24 protein-coding genes are annotated in these 23,326 nt (G+C 67.5%); 7 read left to right on the forward strand and 17 right to left on the reverse strand.

Annotation, left to right across the window (positions count from 1 at the left end; genetic code table 11):
• Window positions 1-58 precede the first annotated feature (58 nt).
• Entirely contained in the window at window positions 59-2,998 is a 2,940-nt protein-coding gene (locus NJD74_RS05620) for a ligand-binding sensor domain-containing diguanylate cyclase (RefSeq protein ID WP_102789198.1), read from the forward strand.
• A 6-nt stretch (window positions 2,999-3,004) separates the two neighbouring features.
• On the opposite strand, the gene rnt is transcribed toward NJD74_RS05620, so the two are convergent.
• From rnt to NJD74_RS05700, 16 genes are all read right to left on the reverse strand, one after another.
• Window positions 3,005-3,592 carry a ribonuclease T gene (gene rnt, locus NJD74_RS05625; RefSeq protein WP_046272216.1) on the reverse strand — a complete coding sequence of 196 codons (588 nt, stop codon included), beginning with the start codon at window positions 3,590-3,592 and terminating at the stop codon, window positions 3,005-3,007.
• Between the two features lie 81 nt (window positions 3,593-3,673).
• Window positions 3,674-4,213, reverse strand: a complete 540-nt coding sequence (locus NJD74_RS05630) for a DoxX family protein (protein WP_070471817.1) — start codon at window positions 4,211-4,213, stop codon at window positions 3,674-3,676.
• A gap of 24 nt (window positions 4,214-4,237) precedes the next feature.
• Window positions 4,238-4,993 (reverse strand): putative DNA-binding domain-containing protein, encoded by a 756-nt coding sequence (locus tag NJD74_RS05635; RefSeq protein ID WP_102789231.1) that lies wholly within the window; start codon window positions 4,991-4,993, stop codon window positions 4,238-4,240.
• On the reverse strand, window positions 4,986-5,819 hold the full coding sequence (locus tag NJD74_RS05640) for a DUF692 domain-containing protein (RefSeq protein WP_102789230.1): 834 nt from the start codon (window positions 5,817-5,819) through the stop codon (window positions 4,986-4,988). The genes NJD74_RS05635 and NJD74_RS05640 overlap by 8 nt, the downstream gene beginning before the upstream one ends.
• A 25-nt stretch (window positions 5,820-5,844) precedes the next feature.
• Window positions 5,845-6,219, reverse strand: coding sequence for a hypothetical protein (locus NJD74_RS05645; protein ID WP_319623816.1), 375 nt, complete (start codon window positions 6,217-6,219; stop codon window positions 5,845-5,847).
• A 217-nt stretch (window positions 6,220-6,436) separates the two neighbouring features.
• Entirely contained in the window at window positions 6,437-7,144 is a 708-nt protein-coding gene (gene phoU / locus NJD74_RS05650; protein ID WP_319623817.1) for a phosphate signaling complex protein PhoU, read from the reverse strand.
• A 65-nt stretch (window positions 7,145-7,209) separates the two neighbouring features.
• A complete protein-coding gene (gene pstB / locus NJD74_RS05655) occupies window positions 7,210-8,040 on the reverse strand; it encodes a phosphate ABC transporter ATP-binding protein PstB (RefSeq protein ID WP_019185894.1) in 831 nt (276 codons plus the stop codon).
• Between the two features lie 19 nt (window positions 8,041-8,059).
• Complete coding sequence (gene pstA / locus NJD74_RS05660) at window positions 8,060-8,926, reverse strand: phosphate ABC transporter permease PstA (RefSeq protein WP_019185893.1); 867 nt, start codon at window positions 8,924-8,926, stop codon at window positions 8,060-8,062.
• The gene (gene pstC, locus NJD74_RS05665) at window positions 8,926-9,894 is read right to left on the reverse strand and encodes a phosphate ABC transporter permease subunit PstC (RefSeq protein ID WP_019185892.1); all 969 of its coding nucleotides are present in this window, start codon (window positions 9,892-9,894) and stop codon (window positions 8,926-8,928) included. Before pstC ends, pstA begins: the two co-directional genes overlap by 1 nt.
• 87 nt (window positions 9,895-9,981) lie before the next feature.
• Window positions 9,982-11,073: a phosphate ABC transporter substrate-binding protein PstS gene (pstS, locus tag NJD74_RS05670; RefSeq protein WP_319623818.1), complete on the reverse strand. Its 1,092-nt coding sequence runs from the start codon at window positions 11,071-11,073 to the stop codon at window positions 9,982-9,984.
• Window positions 11,074-11,376: 303 nt separating this feature from the next.
• Window positions 11,377-12,396 (reverse strand): phosphate ABC transporter substrate-binding protein PstS, encoded by a 1,020-nt coding sequence (gene pstS, locus NJD74_RS05675; protein ID WP_070471808.1) that lies wholly within the window; start codon window positions 12,394-12,396, stop codon window positions 11,377-11,379.
• Window positions 12,397-12,519: 123 nt separating this feature from the next.
• Window positions 12,520-13,299 carry a hypothetical protein gene (locus NJD74_RS05680; RefSeq protein ID WP_102789201.1) on the reverse strand — a complete coding sequence of 260 codons (780 nt, stop codon included), beginning with the start codon at window positions 13,297-13,299 and terminating at the stop codon, window positions 12,520-12,522.
• 113 nt (window positions 13,300-13,412) lie between these two features.
• On the reverse strand, window positions 13,413-14,624 hold the full coding sequence (locus tag NJD74_RS05685) for an OprO/OprP family phosphate-selective porin (protein ID WP_026070196.1): 1,212 nt from the start codon (window positions 14,622-14,624) through the stop codon (window positions 13,413-13,415).
• A 180-nt stretch (window positions 14,625-14,804) separates the two neighbouring features.
• Window positions 14,805-15,479, reverse strand: a complete 675-nt coding sequence (nth, locus tag NJD74_RS05690) for an endonuclease III (RefSeq protein ID WP_319623819.1) — start codon at window positions 15,477-15,479, stop codon at window positions 14,805-14,807.
• On the reverse strand, window positions 15,479-15,841 hold the full coding sequence (locus NJD74_RS05695) for a hypothetical protein (RefSeq protein WP_046272024.1): 363 nt from the start codon (window positions 15,839-15,841) through the stop codon (window positions 15,479-15,481). Before NJD74_RS05695 ends, nth begins: the two co-directional genes overlap by 1 nt.
• A gap of 3 nt (window positions 15,842-15,844) precedes the next feature.
• Entirely contained in the window at window positions 15,845-16,627 is a 783-nt protein-coding gene (locus tag NJD74_RS05700; protein ID WP_046272023.1) for an enoyl-CoA hydratase-related protein, read from the reverse strand.
• 167 nt (window positions 16,628-16,794) lie between these two features.
• On the opposite strand from NJD74_RS05700, the gene NJD74_RS05705 reads away from it, so the two are divergent.
• From NJD74_RS05705 to NJD74_RS05715, 3 genes are all read left to right on the forward strand, one after another.
• Window positions 16,795-17,496, forward strand: a complete 702-nt coding sequence (locus tag NJD74_RS05705; RefSeq protein WP_046272022.1) for an FKBP-type peptidyl-prolyl cis-trans isomerase — start codon at window positions 16,795-16,797, stop codon at window positions 17,494-17,496.
• Window positions 17,497-17,583: 87 nt separating this feature from the next.
• Window positions 17,584-18,387, forward strand: a complete 804-nt coding sequence (locus NJD74_RS05710; protein ID WP_046272021.1) for a CoA pyrophosphatase — start codon at window positions 17,584-17,586, stop codon at window positions 18,385-18,387.
• Window positions 18,384-19,274, forward strand: coding sequence for a sulfurtransferase (locus NJD74_RS05715; protein WP_319623820.1), 891 nt, complete (start codon window positions 18,384-18,386; stop codon window positions 19,272-19,274). Before NJD74_RS05710 ends, NJD74_RS05715 begins: the two co-directional genes overlap by 4 nt.
• Window positions 19,275-19,290: 16 nt before the next feature.
• On the opposite strand, the gene NJD74_RS05720 is transcribed toward NJD74_RS05715, so the two are convergent.
• A complete protein-coding gene (locus NJD74_RS05720; protein WP_319623821.1) occupies window positions 19,291-19,860 on the reverse strand; it encodes an N-acetylmuramoyl-L-alanine amidase in 570 nt (189 codons plus the stop codon).
• Between the two features lie 57 nt (window positions 19,861-19,917).
• Here NJD74_RS05720 and NJD74_RS05725 point away from each other — a divergent pair, with 57 nt between their 5' ends.
• The 3 genes from NJD74_RS05725 to NJD74_RS05735 all read left to right on the forward strand — a co-directional run bounded on the left by NJD74_RS05725 (window position 19,918) and on the right by NJD74_RS05735 (window position 23,251).
• Window positions 19,918-20,445, forward strand: a complete 528-nt coding sequence (locus NJD74_RS05725; protein ID WP_319623822.1) for a hypothetical protein — start codon at window positions 19,918-19,920, stop codon at window positions 20,443-20,445.
• A gap of 109 nt (window positions 20,446-20,554) precedes the next feature.
• Window positions 20,555-22,699 carry a bifunctional 23S rRNA (guanine(2069)-N(7))-methyltransferase RlmK/23S rRNA (guanine(2445)-N(2))-methyltransferase RlmL gene (rlmKL, locus tag NJD74_RS05730; RefSeq protein ID WP_319623823.1) on the forward strand — a complete coding sequence of 715 codons (2,145 nt, stop codon included), beginning with the start codon at window positions 20,555-20,557 and terminating at the stop codon, window positions 22,697-22,699.
• A gap of 15 nt (window positions 22,700-22,714) precedes the next feature.
• Window positions 22,715-23,251, forward strand: coding sequence for a GNAT family N-acetyltransferase (locus NJD74_RS05735; RefSeq protein ID WP_284128128.1), 537 nt, complete (start codon window positions 22,715-22,717; stop codon window positions 23,249-23,251).
• The last annotated feature ends 75 nt before the right edge of the window (window positions 23,252-23,326 follow it).

Consider the following 23,326-nt stretch of genomic DNA (forward strand, 5'->3'; position numbering starts at 1 on the left):
GCCGGCACAACTGAAGTTCCCGGGCATGCCGACCCTGCAGGCGGCTGCGCTGTAGCTGATGCTGCTGTGCGTGGTCCCGTGGTCGCTCTCGGCCCAAGATGGCCCGCCGCCGCTGCGTGACTATGCGATCGATGTCTGGACCTCGCGCAACGGGCTGCCGCACAACTCGCTGCGCGACATCGCCCAGACCCCGGAAGGGCATCTGTGGTTCGCCACCTGGGAAGGCCTGGTCCGCTACAACGGGCTGGATTTCACGGTATTCGACCGCAGCACCACGCCGGGCCTGCGCGACAACGGCGTCGGCGCGCTGCTGGTGGACCGCAGTGGCGGGCTGTGGATCAGTGATTCGCGCGGCAATGTGACCCGGCGCGGCGCGGACGGCCGCTGGCAGGTCTGGGAGCATCGCCCCGATACCCCGCAGGTGCTGATCCAGGCGATGCAGATGGACAGCCACGGGCGGCTGTGGCTGCTGTACGAAGGCAAGGGTATCGGCAGCCTGGGCCCGGACGGCACGTTCGACTATCAGACGCCGCCGGCCGACGTGCCGATGGCGATGAGTTTCACCAAGCTGGTGGTGGATGCGCAGGACCGGGTCTGGGTTGGCACGCTGGACGGCCTGGTCGTGCGCGACACCGATGGCGTGCAGCGCCGCGCGCCGGACAGCTGGGGACTGGGGCGCGGCCTGGTATGGCCGTACCGCGCGCCCGATGGGGTGATGTGGGTGGTGGCCGGTGAGCGCATCTACCGCATGCAGGATGGGGCGCCGCTGCTGCAGCACCGCCTGCCGGGGGTGACCCACATCACTGCGATGCTGCAGGACCGCCACGGCGACCTGTGGCTGGGCACCGAGAACCAGGGCCTGCTGCGCTTGTCGCGGCACGGGCTGGAGCGGTTGCCGACCGGGCTGTCGCTGCCCGGGGGGCGCGTGGTCAGCCTGCGCGAAGACGCCGAGGGCAGCATCTGGGTGGGCGCCAATGGCGGCCTGTACCGCTTGCGCGAAACTTTGTTCAGCAGCTTCACCGAGCGCGACGGGCTCAGCGGCGACTACGTGCGCACGGTGTTCGAGGATCGCCTGCGCCAGCTCTGGATCGGCAGCGCCAGCGGCCTGGACCGGCGCGACGCGCAGGGGCGCTTCAGCCCGGTGCCGCTGCGCAACAACGTTGGCAAGAGCCCATCGGTGCTGAGCCTGGCCCAGGATCGTGAGGGCAGGTTGTGGGTCGGCACGTTCGGCGACGGCATCTTCCAGATCAACGAACAGGGCCAGCGCCTGCACGTCTACGGCAACGCCGAAGGGCTGCCGGGCGGCAACATCCGCGCGATCAGCATCGACCGCGACGGGGTCGTCTGGGCCGGGACCCAGAAAGGCGTGATCCGCATCGAGGCCGGCCAGGTCGGGCAGCCGGCGATTCCCGGCATGCCGACCGGGCTGATCACCGCGCTGGCGCATGATGCTGAGGGCGGGCTGTGGATCGGCACCATCGAGGGCATCCGGGTGCTGCGCGGCGACCGGGTGCAGGCCATCGACCTGCAGCGCCTGGGCGGCGGGCGCAGCGTGTTCGGCTTCCAGCAGATCGGCGATGCGATGTGGATCAGCACCGACCGCGGCCTGTACCGCTACCAGCAAGGCACGCTGGCGCGGGTCGGCCTGGAGCAGGGCATGCCGGTGGACACCGTGTTCCAGCTGGTGCCCGACCGGGTCGGCAATGTCTGGATCAGCAGCAACCGCGGCGTGCTGCGCACCGACATGGCGATGCTCAATGCCGTCGCTGACGGGCGCGCCGCGCGGGTGGAGGTCGAGCATTACAACGAGATCGACGGCATGGCCAATTCACAGGCCAACGGCAGCTCCGGGCCATCGGCGATCCTGCGTCAGGACGGCACGTTCTGGGTGGTGACCGCTGGTGGCCTGAGCATGGTCGACCCGCTGCGGCTGCAGCGCTTCCGCGAGCGCCTGGCGCCGCCGGCGGTGATCGAGAGCGTGCAGGTCGATGGGGCGCCGCTGCATTGGCAGGGCAGCGACCATAATTCGATTCCCGGCGGGCGCCGCTTGAGCGTGAGTTACGTCGGGCTGAGCTATCTGCTTTCCGAGCGTATCCGCTACCGCACCCGCCTGGATGGCCTGGACAAAGGCTGGATCGAGCGCGGCCAGCAACGCAGCGTGGAGTTCATCGGCCTGCCGCCGGGCGACTACACGCTGCACGTGTCCGCTGCGCATCCGGGCGGTGCCTGGAGCGACAGTGAAGCGGTGTGGGAATTCACGGTGGAACCGTTCCTGTGGCAACGCCGCAGTGTGCAGCTGGTCGCCGCGCTGATGTTGCTGGCCGGGCTGATCGCGTTGTACCGGTATCTGATCAACCGTTACAAGGCCAGCAATGTACGGCTGGCACGGATGGTGAAGGAAGCGACGCTGGATCTGCAGACGCAGACGGTGAACCTGCAGGCGCTGAATCTGGAGAAGACAGAATTGGCTGACCGGCTGGCAGTGCAGGCCGAGGCCTTCGAGCGGCAGGCCCGCGAAGACGCCCTGACCGGGCTGCCCAACCGGCGCGCGTTCGATGAAGCGCTGGCGCGTGATTTCGCGCGCTCGCAGCGCAGCCACCACCCTCTGTGCCTGGTGGTGCTGGACATCGACCACTTCAAGGAAGTGAACGACCGGCACAGCCATTGGGTGGGCGATGTGGTGCTGGTGGAAGTGGCGCGGCTGCTGGCCTCGGCCTGCCGTGATTCGGACATGCCGGCGCGTACCGGCGGCGAAGAATTCGCGCTGCTGCTCAATGACACCCGCCTGGACGAAGCCGCCCAGGTCTGCGCGCGCCTGCGCGGGTTGTTCCATGACCACCCCGACTGGGCAGGCATCCCGGGGCTGACGGTGACCTTCAGCGCCGGCCTGGTCGAACTGGATGCCGCCGACCGCACGCCGATGCTGCTCTACCAGCGCGCCGACCGCGCGCTGTACCGGGCCAAGAGCGAAGGGCGCGACAGAACCGCTATCGGTTGATGCCGCTCAGGGGCGCGGCCAGCTGTTGGCGACCTTGCAGAACAGCTTGGCGGTCTGCTCGGTGTCATACACCGCGCTGTGCGCCTCATCGGCATCCCAGCCCAGCCCGGCTGCGGTGGCCGCGCGTGCCAGCACGGTCTGGCCATAGGCGATGCCGCCGAGGGTGACGGTGTCGAACACGCTGAAGGGGTGGAACGGGTTGCGCTTGTGGCCGGTCCGGTTGACCGCCGCATTGACGAAACCCAGGTCGAAGTGGGCGTTGTGCCCGACCAGGATCGCGCGCTGGCAGCCGTACTTCTTCATCGCCACCCGGATCGGTGCGAAGATGTGGTCCAGCGCGTCGCGCTCGACCTTGGCCAGCCGGAAGGGGTGGTCCAGGATGATGCCGGTGATCTCCAGCGACTTGGGATCGATCTCCAGGCCTTCGGCGGGTACCACATGGGCGCTGGCGGTCTGGCCGGGATAGAGCAGGCCGGTCTCGTCCATCTCGATCGGCACCGCGGCGATCTCCAGCAGGGCGTGGCGATCCGAGTCGAATCCGCCGGTCTCCACGTCCACCGCCACCGGCAGGAAGCCGCGGAAGCGGGTCGCCATCAAGCGCTGGGCGGCAGCGGGCAGTGCGTCGGCAGCAGCCGGCGCGTCGGAGCGGGGGAGGTCGTCAGTCATCGCCCCAGTTTAGCAGAGCGACCTGTATGCCCCCCGCGCCCAGGCCAGTGCCGGCGTGCGCCCGCGGCCGCGGTGCAGCAGGTGATCCAGGCTCAACGGGCCGGCACCCTGCAGGGCCAGCGGCAGCAGCATGGCCATGAACAGCAGCGGCAGTTTGAAGTTGCCAAAGCCCTGGTCGGTGATGACATAGCCCATTGCCAGCTCGGCCAACCCATCCCAGTGCATCGGCCAGTGCACGGCGGCCGTGGCGACCACGGTCAGCACCAGCAGGCAGCTCGCGGCCAGGCGCGTGCCCAGCCCGAGCAGCAGGCACACCGCGCCGATCAGTTCGAACCAGGTGGCCAACTGCCAGTTGAGTGCGGCCGGCAGCTGGTCGAACGGGAATGGGAAGGCGTGCTGCAGGTCCTCGAACCAGTTCTGGCCGCGAAGTTTTTCGCGGCCGGACTCGAAATATTCCCAGCCCATCAGCAAGCGCAGGCCGAGCGGCGCGAACCACGGGCCGAGACGATCCAGCCGGTCGCGCAGGGCGACCAGATGCAGTGACTTCATGGAGGTACTTCCTTGGTGGAGGGGTCAGGAAACAGGCGCGGCAGGCCCGATCACGCCGCTGTCGTGGAACTGGCGCAGCAGGGCGGCGCCGGGCGAAAGCAGCGCATCGGCCGCCATGCCGTGCGCCTGCGCAAGCTGCTGCAGGCAAGTGGTGCCGGTACTGCCGGGATGCTGACCGATCAGCTCCAGCAGCTGCGCGGCCATCGGGCTGACGGCGGCGAAGCGGACCTGCCCGTCCGGGTCGCGCCGGACCAGCAACCCGGTCGGCTCGGGGCCGGGCTGCGCGGGCGCGTCATCGGTGCCGAGCCGGTGCACCGGCCAGCGATAGAGCAGGGGCCAGGCCAGGGGGGAGCGCTGCAGCGCCGCGTGCATCGGGTCCAGGCCGGGCGAGGGCGGCAGGGGGGACGCATCCCACTGGTAGAGGGCCGTTTCCACCCACTCGTAATGGGCCAGTTCGGCCAGTGCCGGATGGGGCAGCGTGGCCTGGTGCTGCAGCCACTGCACGAACTCGGCGGCCAGTTCGGTGAACAACGGGGTCTGCGCCGGGTGCGCCGCAAAGAAACGCCGGATGAGCGCAGACCACGCTGCCTCGCCAAGCAGGCGCACGCAGACCGGGAAGCCGTTGCCAAGCAGCCCGAGCACGTTGTTGAACACCAACCGCTGGTAGATGCCCAGCCGGCGTGCATCCAACCCTTCGGGCGCGGCAACCTGGGCCGGATCGCGCAGGTGCGCGGTGAGGGCTCGCTGCTGCGCGTGCAGACGCGCGGGGGCGTCAGTCATGCCGGCCTCCGGCATGAGCGGCCATCAGCTGGCGGATGGTGTGCAGCTCGCCACGCAGTTCGGCATACGGGGGGAAATTGAAATCCCGTTCCAGCAGAGTGGGGCGCGCGCCGATGCGGGCATAGGTGCGGGCGAGCAGCGCCCAGACCGGATCGATCACCGCGCTGCCGTGGGTATCGATCTTCAGGTCAGGGGCTTCATCGAGGTGACCGGCCACATGCAGGCAGACGATGCGCCCAGCCGGCAGCCCGGCAATGAAGGCGTCAGCGTCGTAGCCATGGTTGTAGGCGTTGACGTAGACGTTGTTGACGTCCAGCAGCAGGTCGCAATCGGCTTCGGCGAGCACCGCCGTGGTGAAGGCCAGTTCGTCCATGGCCGGCTCCGGGGCGAGGTAATAGGACACGTTCTCCACCGCGATGCGCCGGCCCAGCAGATCCTGCACCCGGGCGATACGCGCTGCGGTATGACGCACCGCTTCCTCGGTGAAGGGAATCGGCAGCAGGTCGTAGAGGTGGCCGTCATCGCTGCAGTAGCTCAGGTGTTCGCTGTACAGCGGCACCTTGTGCCGCTCCAGGAAGCGTCCCACCTGGTCGAGCAGGGTGGTATCCAGAGGCGCGGTGCTGCCCAGCGAAAGCGACAGCCCGTGGCAGGTGAGCGGGTGGCGCGTGGCCAGTTCGGCCAGTGCATCGCCGGCCGGCCCACCGACGCCCATCCAGTTTTCCGGCGCGCATTCGAGGAAGTCCAGATCACCCGCGGGCGCCTCGCGCAGGTCCTGCAGCAGGGCGCGGCGCAAGCCAAGTCCGGTCGCCGCCGCAGGCAGCGGCAACCGGGCCAGGCCCTTGGTGGGGAGGTCAGTGCCTGGCACCGCACTTGCCTTCGCCGCACTTGCCTTCCGCCGTCTTCTTGTCGCCACCGGCCGTTGCCTTGTCGCCGGCGGCCTTGCCCTTGTCGGCACCGCACTTGCCTTCCCCACACTTGCCTTCGGCGGTCTTGGCACCGGCGGTCGCGGCCTTGTCGCCCGCCTTGCTGCCGGCCTTGCCGCCGTGCGCACCACATTTTCCTTCGCCACACTTGCCTTCGGCCGCCTTGGTCGCCGCTTGGCCGGCCACCAGGTAGCCCTGGGCCAGGTCGGTCATGCTCAACGCGGACGCCGAGGCGCTGACGCCCAGGCCGGCGGCCAGCGCAGTGGCTGCCAACAGGGATAGCGAACGGGTGGGTGTGCTCATCGGGTGGATCTCCTTGGAATGGGCCGGGGCCCGGGATGGCTGCGTGGGGGCAGCAGGTGCGGCCATGGTGGACCGGCCCGGCTCATCGAATCCTCACACAGGATTCAACGTTTCGTGAAGTGCAGCGCGTCATTCCCGAAGTGCCCGGACGCTCCGGCCAAAAAAAAACCGCCACCCGAAGGCAGCGGCTGTTGCGTTCTGCTTCCGAAGCAGGTGCTCAGACGTGATCGGTACTGCTGGTCTCGTCGCGCTTCTCACGCGGCGGCAGGGCCTGCTCGCCATGCACCAGGAACCACACGTTCTCGGCGATGTTGGTCGCGTGGTCGCCCACGCGCTCCAGGTTCTTGGCCATGAACAGCAGGTGGGTGCACGGGGTGATGTTGCGCGGGTCCTCCATCATGTACGTCAGCAGCTCGCGGAACAGCGCGGTGTACTGCGCGTCCAGGCGGGCATCGTCGTCGCGCAGCGCCAGCGCGGCATCGGCGTCGTTGTCACGGTAGGCTTCGATCGCGCGGCGCACCTGCTGGGCGGCCAGCCGGCCCAGCGCACGCAGGCCCTGGATCTGCGGCAGCGGCGGCACCTTGCTCAGGGCGATCGAGCGCTTGGCCACGTTGGCGGCGTAATCACCGATGCGTTCGATGTCGGCCGGAATGCGCAGGCCGGCCAGGATCTCGCGCAGGTCGCGTGCCATCGGCCCGCGCAGCGCCAGGCGCATGACGTCGTGGCTGATGTGCTGCTCGAGCGCATCGATGGCTTCATCGTTGGCGATGATGCGCTGGGCCGCGTTCTCGTCGCGCTTCTCGATGACGTCCATGGACGCCTCCAGCTGGGCGACGGCCATCTCGCCCATGCGCACGATCTCGGCCACCAGGCGCTGCTGTTCTTCGTCGTAGCTCTTGACGATGTGGTCGTTGGGAAGATTCATGGTCTGCAATCCGGGTAGCGCCAGGCCATGCCTGGCTGGGACAGTTGGTGAGGGGACAGCGCCGATCAACCGAAACGACCGGTGATGTAATCCTCGGTCTGCTGCTTGTTGGGCTGCGAGAAGATCACTTCGGTGCGGTCGTGTTCGATCAGGTCGCCCAGGTACATGAAGGCGGTGTAGTCGGATACGCGCGCGGCCTGCTGCATGTTGTGGGTCACGATGACGATCGTGTAGTCGTGCTTGAGCTCTTCCACCAGCTGCTCGATGCGGCTGGTGGAAATCGGGTCCAGCGCCGAGGTCGGCTCGTCGAGCAGCAGCACGTCCGGGCGCAGGGCCACGGCGCGGGCGATGCACAGGCGCTGCTGCTGGCCACCGGACAGGCCCAGCGCGCTCTGGTTGAGCTTGTCCTTCACCTCGTCCCACAGCGCGCCCTGGCGCAGGGCCTGCTCGACGCGGTCGGTCATCTCGGATTTGGAGAGCTTCTCGTGGTGGCGGATGCCGTAGGCCACGTTCTCGAAGATGGTCATCGGGAACGGCACCGGCTTCTGGAACACCATGCCGACCTTGCTGCGCAGGCGGTTCATCGGGTACTTCGGCGAGAGGATGTTCTCGCCATCCAGCAGCACTTCACCACGCGCTTCCAGCTTGGGGTACAGCGCGTAGATGCGGTTGAAGATGCGCAGCAGGGTGGACTTGCCGCAACCGGAGGGACCGATCAGCGCGGTGACGCGCTTTTCCGGAATCTCCAGGTCGATGCCCTTCAGCGCATGGAACTTGTCGTAGTAGAAATCCAGACCGCGCGCGGCCAGCTTGATCGGCGCCGGGGTCTGCAGGTTTTCATGCGAGGCCGGGACCACGATGCGCTGCATCGGCACGGCATTGGAGAGATCGTTCATGGCGATGTCCGTGGAAAGGTCAGTCATGGGAGATACGGTTGCGCAGCAGGATGCCGCGCGCGGAAAGGCTGACCAGCAGCACGAACACGGTCAGCACCAGCGCGCCGGCCCAGGCCAGCACCTGCCAGGATTCATACGGGCTGCCGGCGAACTGGTTCATCACCACCGGCACCGAGGCCATCGGCTGGAACACGTTGCTGTTCCAGTACTGGTTGCCGAAGGCGGTGAACAGCAGCGGCGCGGTTTCACCGGAGATGCGGGCCAGCGCCAGCAGGATGCCGGTCACGATGCCGGCGGCGGCGCTGCGGTACAGCACCTGCACGGTCACCTTCCACTGCGGGATACCCAGCGACAGCGCTGCTTCGCGCATCTGCGAGGGCACCAGGCGCAGCATTTCATCAGTGGTACGCACCACCACCGGCAGCACGATGAAGGCCAGCGAGAGCGCACCGGCGAAGGCCGAGAACTGGCCACCGGTCTGCATCACATACAGGGTATAGACGAACAGGCCCAGAACGATCGACGGCGCCGAGAGCAGGATGTCGTTGACGAAACGGACCACCGTGCCGGCCTTGCGGAAGTTGCCGTACTCGGCCAGCCAGGTGCCGGCGAGCACGCCCAGCGGGGTGCCGATCGCGATCGCCAGGCCGCACATCACGGCACTGCCGAAGAATGCATTGGCCAGGCCGCCTTCCTGCATCGGCGGCGGTGTCATCTTGGTGAACAGGTCCAGGTTGATCCCGGCCAGGCCCTTGGAGGCCAGCGTCCACAGGATCCAGCCGAGGAAGAACAGGCCGAACAGCGCGGTCAGGCAGGACATCAGCAGCGCGACCACGTTGACGATGCGGCGGCGCAGGTACAGCGGTTGGGCGTTGGCGGTGGACATCAGTTGCCCTCCTTGCGGGCCAGGCGCATCAGCATCAGGCGGGCGATCGCCAGCACCACGAAGGTCACGATGAACAGCACGAAGCCGAGCAGCAGCAGCGCCGAGCGGTAGGTTTCAGTGGCTTCGCCGAAATCGTTGGCGATCAGCGCGGCAATCGTGGTGCCCGGTTCCAGCAGCGACGGCGACAGGCGCACGCTGTTGCCGATCACGAAGGCCACCGCCATGGTTTCACCGAGCGCGCGGCCCAGGCCCAGGAAGATGCCGCCGATCACCGCCGAGCGGGTGTAGGGCAGCACGATGTCCCAGCTCACTTCCCACTTGGTGGAGCCCAGCGCGTAGGCCGATTCCTTCAGGCGGGTCGGCACGGTGAGGAACACTTCGCGCATCACCGAGGAGATGAAGGGGATCACCATGATCGCCAGCACGAAGCCGGCGGTGAGCACGCCGATGCCCAGCGGTGGGCCCTGGAACAGCGGGCCGATGATCGGCATCGTGCCCAGGTGGTCGTTGAGGAACGGGGTGACGTACTCGGTCATCACCGGCACCAGCACGAACAGGCCCCACATGCCGTAGATGATCGAGGGGATACCGGCCAGCAGTTCGATGGCGGTACCAACCGGGCCACGCAGCCAGCGCGGGGCGACCTCGGTCAGGAAGAAGGCGATACCAAAGCTCACCGGGACGGCGATGACCATCGCGATCAGGGCGGTGACGAGGGTGCCGTAGATCGGTGCGAGCGCACCGAATTTGTTCTCGACCGGATTCCATTCGGACGAGTAGAAGAAGCTCAGGCCCTGCTCCTGCAGGGCATGGCGGCCGCCCCATAGCATGGAGAGCGCGGCGCAGGCCAGGGCGACCAGCACCAGGATGACGGTGGCGATCAGTACCCAGCGGAACAGTGTGTCGTTGCGGGCATCACGCAGGTCGCGGAGGGACGGTGCGGGAACAGGCTGGGCGATGGCATTCATGGCTGAGGCGGGGGCCCGAGTGGTGGTTCGGCAGGGTGGTGCGGCGAGGAAAGCGGGCCTGCGCTGTGCACAGGCCCGCTGTCTGGCTTACTTGAACTCGCTGGTCCAGTAGGCTTCGATCTGGGTGACCAGCTCGGCCGGCAGCGGCACGTAGTGCAGTTCGTTGGCCTGGGTCTGGCCCTTCTCGAAGGCCCACTTGAAGAACGCCAGGGTGTCCTTGCTGCGCTGGGCCTCCTTGGGCTGCTTGTGCATCAGCATGAAGTTGGTGGCGGTGATCGGCCATGCCTGGTCGCCCGGGGCATTGGTGATGACCAGGTTGAAGTCCTTGGCACTGGCCCAGTCGGCGCTGGCGGCTGCCGCGGCGAAGGTTTCCGCGCTCGGCTGCACCCAGTTGCCGGCGGCGTTCTGCATCGAGGCGTACGGCATGCCGTTCTGCAGCGCGTAGGCCAGTTCGACGTAGCCGATCGAGCCCTTGATCTGCTTCACGTACGACGCCACGCCTTCGTTGCCCTTGCCACCCACGCCGTCCGGCCACTGCACCGAGGTGCCTTCGCCGACCTTGCTCTTCCAGTCCGGGCTGACCTTGGAGAGGTAGTTGGAGAAGTTGAAGGTGGTGCCCGAGCCGTCCGAACGGTGGACCAGGGTGATCTTGCCGTCGGGCAGTTTGACGCCCGGGTTGGCGGCGACGATGGCCGGGTCGTTCCAGGTCTTGACCTTGCCCAGGAAGATATCGGCCAGCAGGGCGCCGCTCAGGCGCAGCTTGCCGGCTTCCAGGCCGTCGATGTTGACCACCGGCACCACGCCACCGATCGCCGACGGGAACTGGCCGAGGCCGGCCTGGGCCAGCTCTTCGCTGCTCAGCGGCTTGTCGGAGGAACCAAAATCAACGGTGCCGGCCTTGATCTGGGCGATGCCGCCACCGGAACCGATCGACTGGTAGTTGATCTTGGCGCCGGTGGCGGTGTTGTAGTCGGCCGACCACTTGGACACCAGCGGGAAAATGAAGGAGGCACCGGCGCCGGAAATCTCGGCGGTCAGGCGATCGCCAGCGGCCGGAGCGGCAGCGGGCGCATCGGTGGCCGGCGCGGCGGCTTGGCCTTCAGCGCCCGGCTTGCAGGCGGAAAGACCCAGCGCGATGGCCAGGGAAAGGGCGGCGATGCTGGCCGTGTGCAGTTTCATGCGTCACTCCATAGCGGGATAAGGGCCGGTCTTTCCGGCGACGCGACTATGAAATGATGTTTTTGTTACAGCTTGATGACGCCGTGACCGAGCGCACGCAAAGCCTTGCGGCACAAGGGTCGGGCATTTTGCGGCAGGCAACAAAAAGGCGCGGAACCTTGCGGTCCGCGCCCGATGGCGCCGGAAGGGGGAGAGAGGTCCCTCCGGCGCCATTGCTCTGTCCGGTGGGTTGCGTCGGGGGCGACGCGTACCGACCAACGGTCGGCACCTACCGGTAGGTCACCACCGTGGGTGGTGACTTCCTCAATACTTCAGGTTCTGCGACCAGTAGGTCTCGATCTGCTTGACCAGGGTGTCCGGCAGCGGGACGTAGTCGAGCTGCTTGGCCTGCGCATCGCCGCTCTTGTAGATCCAGCGGAAGAATTCCTGGGTGGCCTTGGCGTTGGCGACGTTCTTGGGCTGCTTGCGGACCAGGATGAAGTTGGTGGCGGTGATCGGCCACGCATCGGCGCCCGGGGCGTTGGTCATGACCAGGTAGAAGTCCTTCGCGCTGGCCCAGTCGGCGCTGGCAGCAGCGGCGGCGAAGGAGGTGTCGCTCGGCAGCACGATCTTGCCCGAGGCGTTCTTCATCGCAGCGTAGGACATCTTGTTCTGCAGCGCGTAGGACAGTTCGACGTAGCCGATGCCGCCCTTGATCTGCTTCACGTAGGCGGCAACGCCTTCGTTGCCCTTGCCACCGATGCCGACCGGCCACTGGACGGAGGTGCCTTCACCGACCTTGGTCTTCCACTCCGGGTTGACCTTGGAAAGGTAGTTGACGAAGTTGAAGGTGGTGCCCGAACCGTCCGAGCGGTGCACGACGGTGATCTTGCCGTCGGGCAGCTTCACGCCCGGGTTCAGCGCGGCGATCGCCGGGTCGTTCCAGGTCTTGATCTTGCCCAGGAAGATGTTGCCCAGGGTCGGGCCATCGAGCTTCAGCGCGCCCGGGGCGATGCCGGCCACGTTGATCACCGGGACCACGCCGCCGATGACCGACGGGAACTGGGCCAGGCCGGCGGCAGCCAGTTCTTCCGGCTTCAGCGGGGCATCGGAGGAGCCGAAATCAACGGTCGCGGCCTTGATCTGGGCGATACCACCACCGGAACCGATGGACTGGTAGTTGACCTTCTTGCCGGTGGCAGTGCTGTAGTCGGCCGACCACTTGGACATGACCGGGTAGATGAACGAGGCGCCCGCGCCGGTCACATCGGCGGCGTTGGCGGCAAACACGGATGACGCGGCGAGGACGGCAACAGCGGCGCGCGACTTGAAGGCGTGGATCACGGGGTGGCTCCTGGGATGGATGAAGGTGCGGGGTGTCCCGCCCGGTGCTCATTCCATAACGGTTCGATGACAGCGCAGCGACTGTCATATGACCACCTCGTGACACGCCTTCCGGGCGGGGTGTCACAGCGGCTGCAGCGCCTCCGGGACCGCGTAGCGGCGGCCGTCGAAGCGCAGCACGCGGCGCTCGCCCTCCACTGGCGTGTCCTGGTCGCGGCAGGTGTCCCCGTCCATCCAGCTGTGCGTGGTGACCCGCCGCTCGCGCAGGATGAGATCGGCCAAGCCGTGTTTGCCTTTGGGCCCAACGGCCACGGTGCGCGTTACGTCGGTGGAGTCGCCGGCGCAGCGGGTGTCCCACTCGGCCTGGAAACGACCCAACACCATCGGTGGGCCGAGCGTGCGCAGCGTGTCTGCCTGCACCGCCAGCAGATGCAATTGTTCTTCGCTGAACGGATTGGGCCCGGAGCCATTGCGGCGCTGCACGCGCAGGCCGAAGGCGAGGGTGTCCGGCGCAAGCTGGTAGCGCGCAGTATCCAGGTGCATGCCGTCGTAGAAGATCGCATCGCTGTCGAGTGCGCCGGACAGCACCGTCCAAGCGCGCGTGGCGAGGGTGTCGGAATCGATTACCAACACCTCCACGTCGCCATCGCGGGCGTCGTTGTCGCCACCGTCGCGCCAGACCGGCGTGGCCACCAAGGTCAGCTCGGGGCGTGCCGGCCATCGGCGGCAGACGCTGGCGGCGGTGTCGCGGGTATAGCCGAGGCGATCGGGCAGCGCATTGTCCGCCCGCACCACGTAGGCCTCCTCAGCGGCCGCCTGGGCGTCATGGCAGTCCTGCGCCTGGGCGGGCAGGGCGGCGGCACTGCACGCGGCGGCCAGCAACAGCGGGAGGGCGATACGCATCGGGTTCCATCCATGGGGCAAAGGGCGCACAGCATACGCGCGCATACCGGCGCGCGGGCACGAAAAAGGCGCAGCCGAAGCTGCGCCTTTGTGTGTCACGCGTGTTGCAGGGCTTACCAGAAGAACTGCAGGCGCGCTTCGAGGATGTTCGGGTCGTCGTTGACGAACGTGCGCGCGGTCGAGCTGTACTTCTTGCTGTCCACCATCACGTAGTTCAGCGCGAATTTGGTGTTGGAGCGCCAGTAGTAGTTCACGCCCACGGTCCAGATGTCCATCTTGCCGCCCAGCACGCCATCGACGATCGGCGGGCGACCGGCCACCGGATTCGCGTTCAGGTTACCGTCGTTGAGATCCATGTGGTCGTAACGCGCACCCAGCTGCCACATGCCGCGGCCCGGTTCGTCCGGCAGGCCGGTGGTCGGGGTACCGCCCTTGTAGCCCCAGGTCTCGCCGCTGATGTTCCACAGGCCGCTGACGTAGTAGCCGTCGCTGCTGTAGTTGTCGTGCGAGTAACGCTTGGCCTTGCTGGTGTAGTACTCGGCCTGGGCCTTGAACGGGCCACCGATGTACATCGCTTCGGCACCGATCGTGCTGACGCGGTCGGTATCGACCAGGTTGCCGCTGTCGACCAGGCGCGCGGTGGCCAGGTCGGCGTTCGGACGGGCGCGCACGCGCAGGGTGTCGGCGTCGGTGTCGTAGTCCACATAGCTCAGGCCGAAGTGCAGGACCTGGCCCTTGTCATTGATCGGGGCCCAGGTACCACGCGCGCCGTAGCCGCTGCCGTGTGCCAGGTTGCGGGTCAGCTCGCGGCCGAAGGCGCTGGCGGTGACGGACCAGTTGTTGTCACCGATGCTGTAGGCGCCACCGAGGCGGCGGGCCACGGCGTAGGTGTTGGTGACCGCGGCCTTGGAGATGAAGTCGTTGTTCTTGGTGCTGGAGAGTTCTTCCAGGCTGTTGGGCTGCTTGAACTGGCCGAACTGCACGAAGTGGTTGGCGTTGCCGGCCAGCTTGTACTTCAGGTTGGTGTCCAGGAACTTGTCGGCCTTGGCGTCGTAGCCCACCACCCATTCCACGTTGCCCGGGCCCTTGCCCTTGAGCACCAGCTCGGCGCGGCGCAGCTCGAATTCGCTGTTCTTGCCGTTGCCGGCATCACCGCCGTTGAGGTCGGTCACATCGTTGTCGAACCAGTTGCCGTCGGCCTGGACCAGGCCCTCGAACGTGATTTCCGAACCGCCGATCACATCGATGGCCACTTCAGCGTGAGCGGCCGGAACGAACAGCGCAGCCGCCACGGCCGCAGTAAGAAGTTGGCGATGCAGTTTCATGGAAGGAGCCTTGCAGGCAGGTGGGAAGATGCTGCGCAGGCTAATTAGTGAAGATTGCGTAAATGTGACAGTTTCAGACAAACCGTCATCGCCCGCATCCCAAGCGGCGTCAGGGGCTGCTATTGATGCCCGGCGCAGATGACCGCCGGGTTGCGCCCATATGGCAGTCGCGTGCCCCGTTCAGGCGGCGGTTTTCTCCTTGAATCGGCACAGGTCGCGGATCACGCATTGCGGGCAGTCCGGCTTGCGTGCCTTGCACACATAGCGGCCGTGCAGGATCAGCCAGTGGTGCGCATCGAGCAGGAACTCGGCGGGGATCACCTTGACCAGCAGATCCTCCACCGCGCGCACATCCTTGCCCGGCGCCAGGCCGGTGCGGTTGGACACGCGGAAGATGTGGGTGTCCACCGCCATCACCGGCTGACCGAACGCGGTGTTGAGCACCACGTTGGCGGTCTTGCGACCGACACCGGGCAGCGCTTCGAGTGCGGCACGATCACGCGGCACCTCGCCGCCGTGCTGGCTGACCAGCATCGCGCAGGCGGCGATCACGTTCTTGGCTTTCGCGTTGTACAGGCCGATCGTGGCGATGTACTTCTTCAGACCGTCCTCACCGAGCGCCAGGATCGCCTGCGGCGTGTTGGCGACCGGAAACAGCTTGCGCGTGGCTTTGTTGACGCCCACGTCGGTGGCCTGCGCGGACAGCGTCACCGCCACCAGCAGTTCGAACGGGGTGCTGTACTCCAGTTCGGTCTTTGGGTGCGGGTTGAGTTCGCGCAGGCGCGTGAACATTTCGATCACGTCGGCCTTGGGCATGCGTGCGGTGCGTGCGGCGGTTTTCTTCATCGTTGCCATCAGGACGTGCGGCCAGCGGCCTTGGCCTTGGCGCGCGCGAGGATCGCGGCGGCGGCAGAGGGCAGGGCGGGCTTCTGGATCTCGGGTGTGGGGGGCGGTGCACGGCGCGCATCGCGTTCGGCGGCACGGCGCGCGAGCCGCTGCTGGCGCTGACGGTAGCGTTCGCGTGCGGCCCAGGCCCGTTGCAGCTGCTGCTGCGCCTGCTGCAGGCGCTGCGGCAGGTCGGGATGACCGGGCAGCAGCTGTGCGTCGCCCGGGTGCGGAACGTAGTCCATCAGCCCGGCGTCCAGCGCGGCGTCCCAGTGATCATCGAGCACGAGCGCCAGCAACTGCGCCGGCGAAACGGTAGGGGGAGGCGACATGGCTCAGCGGTTCTGGAATACCGGTGGGCGGCGCGCCAGGAATGCGTTGGTCCCTTCGCGCATGTCCTCGGTGGCGAACATCAGGCCGAATTGCGCGCTCTCGTACTCCAGGCCCTCGCCCAGCGGGCACTCACCGCCGATGTGGATCGCATCCAGGATGCCGCGCAGTGCCAGCGGCGCGGCCGAGGCCAACTGCGACGCGATGGTCTGGACCCGCGCATCGAGCTCCGCGGCGGGGACGACCTCGTTGACGATGCCCAGTTGCGCGGCACGGGCCGCAGTGATCGGGGTGCCCAGCAGGCACAGCTCCAGCGCGGCAGCGCGGCCGCACAGGCGCAGCAGCCGCTGGCTGCCGCCGAAACCGGGAATCAGGCCCAGGTTGACCTCCGGCTGGCCGACCTTGGCGGTCTCCGCCGCCACCCGCAGGTGGCAGGCCATGGCCAGTTCCAGGCCGCCGCCCAGCGCAAATCCGTTGATCTTGCCGATCACCGGCTTGGGCATGCGCTCGATGCGGCGCATCAGCCCTTGGCCGAGCAGGGAGAAATCACGACCCTGAACCGCGCTCAGGCCGTTCATTTCGGCGATGTCGGCACCGGCGACGAACGCTTTGGGACCGGCGCCGGTCAGCACCACCACCCGCACCGCAGGGTCGGCAGCGGCCTCGGCGAAGGCCGTATCCAGGGCTTCCAGCGTCGCCCGGTTGAGGGCGTTGAGTTTGTCCGGGCGGTTGACCGTCACAGTGCGTACGGCACCATCGTCCATAATCGCGATAAGGGCGTCGGCCACGGCAGGACTCCTGAAAACGTTAAAAAAAAGTGATGTTGAACTCTTGAAACGAAGTCAGGTCAGAGCCTGCGTCGTTAGTGGCGGTTCAACGTTGCGGCGGCTATCCTAACCCGTCGCCTCAGGGCGGCCCAACGCGTCCTGAGTTACCACCCCTGGAGAAAAGTTTGATGAAGTTGCGTTCTATCGCGGTCGCCGTCGCGGCCCTGGCCCTGACGGGCAATGCCTTCGCCCAGGACACCTCGTCCGAAAAGGGCAAGCTGAGCTATTACTTCGGTTACGACTACGGCAACAACCTGGCTGAACTCACCGCACGCGGCGAGCAGCTGGACATCAACTCGGTGGTGAAGGGCCTGCAGGATGCCTACGCCAAGAAGCAGCCGTCGATCACGGCCGAGCAGTTGAAGCCCGCCGTCGAAGCCTTCCAGAAGCGTGAGCAGGGTCGTGCGCAGGCCGCCAAGGCCGAGTACGACAAGGCTGCCGCCGAGAACAAGACCAAGAGCACCCAGTTCCTGGCCACCAACAAGGCCAAGGCCGGCGTGCAGTCGCTTCCGAGCGGCGTGCAGTACCGCGTGATCGAAGCCGGCAAGGGCGCCAAGCCGACCCAGGCCAGCACCGTGCAGCTGGAAGTGGCCGGTCCGTACCCGTTCGGCACCCGTCCGGCCGAAGCGCGTCCGGCCCAGCAGATCCCGGGCATCAAGGTCAGCGAAGTCGAAATGAAGGCCATGCGTGAAGCCCTGCTGCAGATGCCGGCCGGGTCGAAGTGGGAAGTGACGCTGCCGCCGGAACAGGCCTATGGTGCCGATCCGCGCACGCCGTTCCCGCCGAACGTTGCGGTGCAGTTCGAAATCAAGCTCGTCAGCGTCAAGTAATTTCTGCAACATCAAGAACGCGCCGGTGGCAACACCGGCGCGTTTTTCGTTTCCGTGCATTCGCGCTACTGTTGACCGGTGCAATCGATGGAACACTCCCCGCATGCCGTGCCCACTCCCTGCATCGGAATCTGCGCGCTGGATCGCGCCGGTGTCTGCACGGGCTGCCTGCGCACCGTGGATGAAATCACCCGCTGGCGAACCATGAGCCGACCCGAACAGCAACACGTCATGCAGCACACGCTGCCCCTGCGCGAACAACTGCGGCAATCGCTGCAAGGTTCGCTGGCCGAACACGAACGCCTGATGCGCGCGCTGCATCCGCTGGACCGGCCGCCGCCCGGCGATGGCTGGAACCGCAGCGAGCTGGTCGATCTTCTTCCACCCGGCCCGCCGGTTGAAGCGGCCGTGCTGGCCGGCATCATTCCGCGCGAAGGCGGTGCCCAGGTGCTGCTGACCCGGCGTACCGATACGTTGCGTCATCACGGTGGCCAGGTCGGTTTCCCGGGGGGGCGCATGGAACCGGACGACCGCGATGCGGTGGCCGCCGCGATCCGCGAGAGCGATGAGGAAATCGCCCTCAAGCAGGATCAGGTGCAGGTACTGGGATACCTGGATCCGTTCGTGACGATTACCGGTTATCGGGTCATGCCGGTCGTGGCCGTGATCGATCCCGCATTCGTGGCCGTGCCCGAACCGGGCGAGGTCGCCGAAGTCTTCGAAGTTCCGCTCGCGTACCTGATGGATCCGGCCAACCTGCACCACGTCGAGATCGATCACCGCGGGCGCATCCGCCACGTGCTCGAGTATGGCTGGCCGGGGCAACGGATCTGGGGCGCGACCGCCGCCATTCTCTACAACCTGCGTCGCCGCCTGGAGCAGACCGCATGACCACGCCGCTGATCGATGTCACCGCCCTCGCACCGGCCCTGGAGGAGGGCGCCACGCGCCTGATGGATGCACGCGCGACGGCCAGTGCCGCAGCGCCGCTGCGCGTGGTGGATGCCCGTTTCTCGTTGGCCGACCCGCAGTCCGGTGCGCAGCTGTACGCACAGGGCCATCTGCCCGGCGCCCTGTACGCCGATCTCAACCGGGATCTGTCCGATCTGGGCCGCACCGGCCATGGCCGTCACCCACTGCCGGACAGCGAGGCGTTCGCCGCACGCCTGGGCGAGTGGGGCATCGGGCCCGATACCCGGGTGGTGGTCTATGACGCCGGCGATGGCAGCATGGCCGCCGCGCGCCTGTGGTGGCTGTTGCGGTTGATCGGGCATGCGCACGTTCGCGTCCTCGATGGCGGCTTCGCGGCCTGGCAGGCGGCCGGTCTGCCGGTTACTAGCGAGCTGCCGCAAGTGACCGCGCTGCCGCCTTACCCCGGTCACTTCGACCGCAGCCAGATCGCCTCGGTCGAGCAGGTGCAGGCGCGTCTCAAGCATGCTCCGGGCTGGCTGATCGATGCGCGGGCCGGCGAGCGTTTCCGGGGCGAAGTGGAGCCGTTGGACCCGGTCGCCGGCCATGTGCCAGGCGCGGTGAATCGTCCGTTCGCGTTGAATGTGCATGACGGGCGGTTGCGCCCTGCGGACGATCTGCGCGCGGCGCTGCAGCCGCTGCTCGGCACGCATGCACCGGAGGAGGTGGTCCTGATGTGCGGCTCCGGCGTGACCGCCTGCCATCTGCTGCTGGCAATGGAAGCGGCCGGCCTGGAAGGCGCGCGGATCTATGCCGATTCGTGGAGCGGCTGGGTCAGCGATCCGTCGCGCCCGGTGGCCACCGGCTGATCATCGGCACACCCGCTCACCCACGCAGTTCCTGCAACGGCACCGCCGCGAGCACGCGCGGCCACGGGAACAGCGGGCCCGGGTCGCGCTTGCGCGGCACGCGCCGCTCCGGATCGTCGCTGGCCACTTCTTCACGTGTATCGAGCCACTCGTGGCCGGCGATATGCGCCAGCGCCGGCAGCGTGCCGCACAGGTGCTGCAGCAGATCGATCAGCGCCGCGATCTGCGCATCCGGGTAGGGCTCGTCCATCGCCTGGTGGCGGGAATCCCACCAGTGCGGGTAACGCCCGGTGTTGACCAGTTCGATGCCGATCGAGCGCGGATTGAAACCCGTGACCTGATGCGCGATGCGGTCCAATGACACGTACTGGACAATGCGCCCGTCGCGGTCGATGTAGTAGTGCCCGCTGTTGCCCGTGCCGCTCTCATACAGCACGCGCTCGCCGTACTCGCGCGCCATCGCCAGGTCCGGCAGTTCGGTGCAGTGGATGACGACCAGATCGATGTCGTCGTGGGTGCGGGGCAGCAGCCTGTCCTGGTAGGACAGGGGCTGTGCATCGATGGCGGGCGGGGCGCGGTCGGGCATGCGGCGATGCTAGCATTCGGGCATGAACGCTCCTATCGATTCCCGCCCGGTGTGTGCATGAGCCGCGGCCACAGCATTCTCTCCCATGGCTTTGAAAGCGGCCCGGACGCCATCAAGGTGACCGCCCTGGCCGAGGTGGCCGACCGCCTGGGCTGGACCCACGAGCGCCCGGACTACACCGACCTGGACGCCCAGCGCGAGGTCAGCAGCCTCGGCGATGTGCGTGCCCGCCTGCAGCGTCTGGTCACCCTGGCCACCGCCCGTGCCGCGCAGGGCCCGGTGGTGCTGGCCGGTTCCAGCCTGGGCTCATACATCTCGGCCATCGCCTCGCTGCAGGTGCCGGTCCGCGGGCTGTTCCTGATGGTGCCGCCGACCCGCATGGGGCCGATGCCGGCGCTGGATGCGGCGCGGGTGCCGACCAGCGTGGTGCATGCCTGGCACGACGAACTGATCCCGCCCGCCGAGGTCATCGCCTGGGCCCAGGCCCGCTCCGCGCGCCTGCTGATGGTGGACGACGGGCACCGCCTGGCCAACCACGTGGAGGCGTCGACCCGGGCCTTCGAGGAATTGCTGGCCTCGCTGTAAGCCGGGCGATCCAGCCCGCCTCACGTACAATGGCCCCCCGGGACCCCGTGCCCGGCTGCTTGCCGTGCCCGTGGGCACCCCCTCTCCGCTGACCTGCGATACCGATTCCGTGAAATTCTTTGTTTCCTGCGCCAAGGGCCTGGAGTATCTGCTCGCCGACGAACTGTTGGCGCTCGGCCTGGACAAGGCCACCGCCACCATTTCCGGCGTCAACGCCGAGGGCGAGCTGGCGCAGGCACAGCGCGTGGTGCTGTGGTCGCGCCTGGCCAGCCGGGTGCTGTGGCCGCTGGCCGAGTTCGAGTGCCCGGACGAGGGCTCGCTCTACCAAGGCGTGTCGGCGATGGCGTGGGAGCAGCACATCAGCCCCGAGCTGACCCTGTCGGTGGATGCCCATGTGTCCGGCACCGAGATCACCCACGCGCGCTTCGCCGCGCAGCGGGTCAAGGATGGCGTGGTCGACAGCCTGCGCGCGCAGGGTCTGGAACGTCCGTCGGTGAACGTCGAATTCCCGGATGTGCGCATCAACCTCTCGCTGCGCAAGGGCCGCGCCACGATCTCGATCGATCTGGGCGGTGGCCCGATGCATCGGCGCGGTTGGCGCATGGCGCAGAACGAGGCGCCGCTGAAGGAAAACCTGGCCGCCGCCGTGCTGCTGCGCGCCAACTGGCCGAAGATCCACAGCGAAGGCGGTGGCCTGCTCGACCCGATGTGCGGCAGCGGCACGCTGCTGATCGAAGGCGCGCTGATGGCCGCCGACGTCGCCCCGGGCCTGCAGCGACACGGCAGCATCCCGCCGAGCCGCTGGCTGGGCTTCGACCGTGAGAGCTGGAACACCCTGATGGCCGAAGCGCGTGCGCGCGAGGAAGCGGGCCGCGGTGCGCTCAAGCAGGTCATCCACGGCAGCGATATCGACCCGCATGCGATCCGCGCGGCCAAGGAAAATGCCGAGACCGCCGGTGTCTCGCACGCGATCTGGTTCGGCGTTCGCGACGTGGCCGATGTGCAGGTGCCGCCGCAGGAAACCGGCTGCGTGGTCTGCAACCCGCCCTATGACGAGCGCCTGGCCGCCGATGCGCTGCTGTATCGCCGCCTCGGCGACGCGCTCAAGCGCGCGGTGCCGCAGTGGCGTGCCAGCCTGCTGTGCGGCAGTGCGGACCTGGCATTTGCCACCGGCCTGCGCGCCAACAAGAAGTACCAGCTGTTCAACGGCGCCATCGAGTGCGCGCTGATCGTCTGCGACCCGATCGCCGTGCCGCAACGCGAGAACACCGGCCAACCGCGCGAGCTCAGCGAAGGTGCGCAGATGGTGGCCAACCGCCTGCGCAAGAACATCAAGAAATTCAAGACGTGGCGGGCGCGCGAGAGCATCACCTGCTACCGCGTCTACGATGCCGATTTGCCCGAATACGCCGCCGCCATCGATGTCTACGAAGAAGACGGTGGTGCCCGCCGTACCTTCCTGCATGTGCAGGAATACGCGGCCCCGGCGACCATTCCCGATGTCGATGTGCGTCGCCGCCGCAACGAGCTGCTGTCGGCTGCCCGCGAGGTGTTCCAGGTGCCGGCCGAGCAGGTCGCACTGAAGTCGCGCGAGCGGGGCAAGGGCGGCAGCAAGTACGGCCGCTTCGAGCAGCGCGGCGAATTCGTGCTGGTACGCGAGAACGACGCGCTGCTGCGCGTGAACCTGTTCGATTACCTGGACACCGGCCTGTTCCTGGACCACCGCCCGCTGCGCTGGCACATGGCGCAGGAAGCCCAGGGCAAGCGCTTCCTCAACCTGTTCTGCTACACCGGTGTCGCCAGCGTGCAGGCGGCGGTGGCGGGTGCGGCATCGACCACCAGCGTGGATCTGTCCGGCACCTACCTGCAGTGGTGTGCCGACAACCTGGCCTTGAACGGCAAGGGCGGCAGCCAGCACCAGCTGATCCAGGCCGATGCACTGGCGTGGCTGGAGGCCGAGCGCCACCGCTTCGACGTGATCTTCTGCGATCCGCCGACTTTCTCCAACTCGGCCCGCGCCGATGACTTCGACATCCAGCGCGAACACGTGCGCCTGCTGCGCGCGGCCGTGGCCCGCCTGAGCCCGGAAGGCGTGCTGTACTTCTCCAACAACTTCCGCCGCTTCAAGCTGGACGACGAAGCGATCAAGGAATTCGCGGAGTGCAAAGAGATTTCGCCCGAGACCATCGGGGCGGACTTCGAACGCAACCCGCGCATCCACCGCGCGTGGGAACTGCGCCGCTACGGCGCCTGAGCGATGGCGGCTGGCATGGACGACAGCCCGCTCACCGCCGACGGACTGCTGCTGCGTCCGTTCCAGGATGCCGACGCCGCCCCGTTTGTGGCGGCGGTGCGTGAATCGGCCGAGGGCATGCAGCGCTGGATGCCGTGGAGCTCGGCCGACTACAGCGTCGCGCAGGCGCTGCAGTGGTTCCAGGCCTGCCGCGACGGCTGGGCGGCAGGCTCGGCCTGCGAGTACGGGATATTCGAGCAGGACACGGCGGCGTTTGTCGGCGGCGCGGGACTGAACAAGATCCAGCACGATCCCCGGTTCTGCAACCTGGGCTACTGGGTACGGCAGTCGTGCCGTGGCCAGGGCGTGGCGCCCCGCGTTGTCCGGGCACTGGCTGCCCAGGCGTTCGGGCCGCTGGGCCTGCAACGGGTGGAGATCGTGGTGGCGGTGGGCAACCTCGCCAGCGAACGGGTGGCGGAGAAGGCCGGCGCGCTTCGCGAGGGCGTGGCACGCAACCGGCTGGTCATCGACGGCCGTCCCGCCGACGCGCACATGTTTTCACTGGTGCCCTGACCGGCGATCGCGATGCGGCGACGCCCGCGAGGGTGCGGCGGGTGCGCCGCAAGGATCGATCTGAAGGTGGAGCCA

The organism is Stenotrophomonas sp. RG-453, from assembly GCF_033843685.1.
Classification (GTDB): domain Bacteria; phylum Pseudomonadota; class Gammaproteobacteria; order Xanthomonadales; family Xanthomonadaceae; genus Stenotrophomonas; species Stenotrophomonas bentonitica_A.

Coding starts and splice junctions, on each gene's coding strand:
- pstB (WP_019185894.1), bottom strand. CDS start 8,040: ATGAACGATCTCTCCAATGCCGTGCCGATGCAGCGCATCGTGGTCCCG.
- nth (WP_319623819.1), bottom strand. CDS start 15,479: ATGGCAACGATGAAGAAAACCGCCGCACGCACCGCACGCATGCCCAAG.
- NJD74_RS05630 (WP_070471817.1), bottom strand. CDS start 4,213: ATGAAGTCACTGCATCTGGTCGCCCTGCGCGACCGGCTGGATCGTCTC.
- NJD74_RS05720 (WP_319623821.1), bottom strand. CDS start 19,860: ATGCCCGACCGCGCCCCGCCCGCCATCGATGCACAGCCCCTGTCCTAC.
- NJD74_RS05695 (WP_046272024.1), bottom strand. CDS start 15,841: ATGTCGCCTCCCCCTACCGTTTCGCCGGCGCAGTTGCTGGCGCTCGTG.
- rnt (WP_046272216.1), bottom strand. CDS start 3,592: ATGGCGACCCGCTTCCGCGGCTTCCTGCCGGTGGCGGTGGACGTGGAG.
- pstS (WP_319623818.1), bottom strand. CDS start 11,073: ATGAAACTGCACACGGCCAGCATCGCCGCCCTTTCCCTGGCCATCGCG.
- NJD74_RS05735 (WP_284128128.1), top strand. CDS start 22,715: ATGGACGACAGCCCGCTCACCGCCGACGGACTGCTGCTGCGTCCGTTC.
- NJD74_RS05620 (WP_102789198.1), top strand. CDS start 59: ATGCTGCTGTGCGTGGTCCCGTGGTCGCTCTCGGCCCAAGATGGCCCG.
- pstA (WP_019185893.1), bottom strand. CDS start 8,926: ATGTCCACCGCCAACGCCCAACCGCTGTACCTGCGCCGCCGCATCGTC.
- NJD74_RS05725 (WP_319623822.1), top strand. CDS start 19,918: ATGAGCCGCGGCCACAGCATTCTCTCCCATGGCTTTGAAAGCGGCCCG.
- NJD74_RS05710 (WP_046272021.1), top strand. CDS start 17,584: ATGGAACACTCCCCGCATGCCGTGCCCACTCCCTGCATCGGAATCTGC.
- NJD74_RS05685 (WP_026070196.1), bottom strand. CDS start 14,624: ATGAAACTGCATCGCCAACTTCTTACTGCGGCCGTGGCGGCTGCGCTG.
- NJD74_RS05635 (WP_102789231.1), bottom strand. CDS start 4,993: ATGACTGACGCCCCCGCGCGTCTGCACGCGCAGCAGCGAGCCCTCACC.
- NJD74_RS05705 (WP_046272022.1), top strand. CDS start 16,795: ATGAAGTTGCGTTCTATCGCGGTCGCCGTCGCGGCCCTGGCCCTGACG.
- NJD74_RS05680 (WP_102789201.1), bottom strand. CDS start 13,299: ATGCGTATCGCCCTCCCGCTGTTGCTGGCCGCCGCGTGCAGTGCCGCC.
- NJD74_RS05645 (WP_319623816.1), bottom strand. CDS start 6,219: ATGAGCACACCCACCCGTTCGCTATCCCTGTTGGCAGCCACTGCGCTG.
- NJD74_RS05715 (WP_319623820.1), top strand. CDS start 18,384: ATGACCACGCCGCTGATCGATGTCACCGCCCTCGCACCGGCCCTGGAG.
- pstC (WP_019185892.1), bottom strand. CDS start 9,894: ATGAATGCCATCGCCCAGCCTGTTCCCGCACCGTCCCTCCGCGACCTG.
- phoU (WP_319623817.1), bottom strand. CDS start 7,144: ATGAATCTTCCCAACGACCACATCGTCAAGAGCTACGACGAAGAACAG.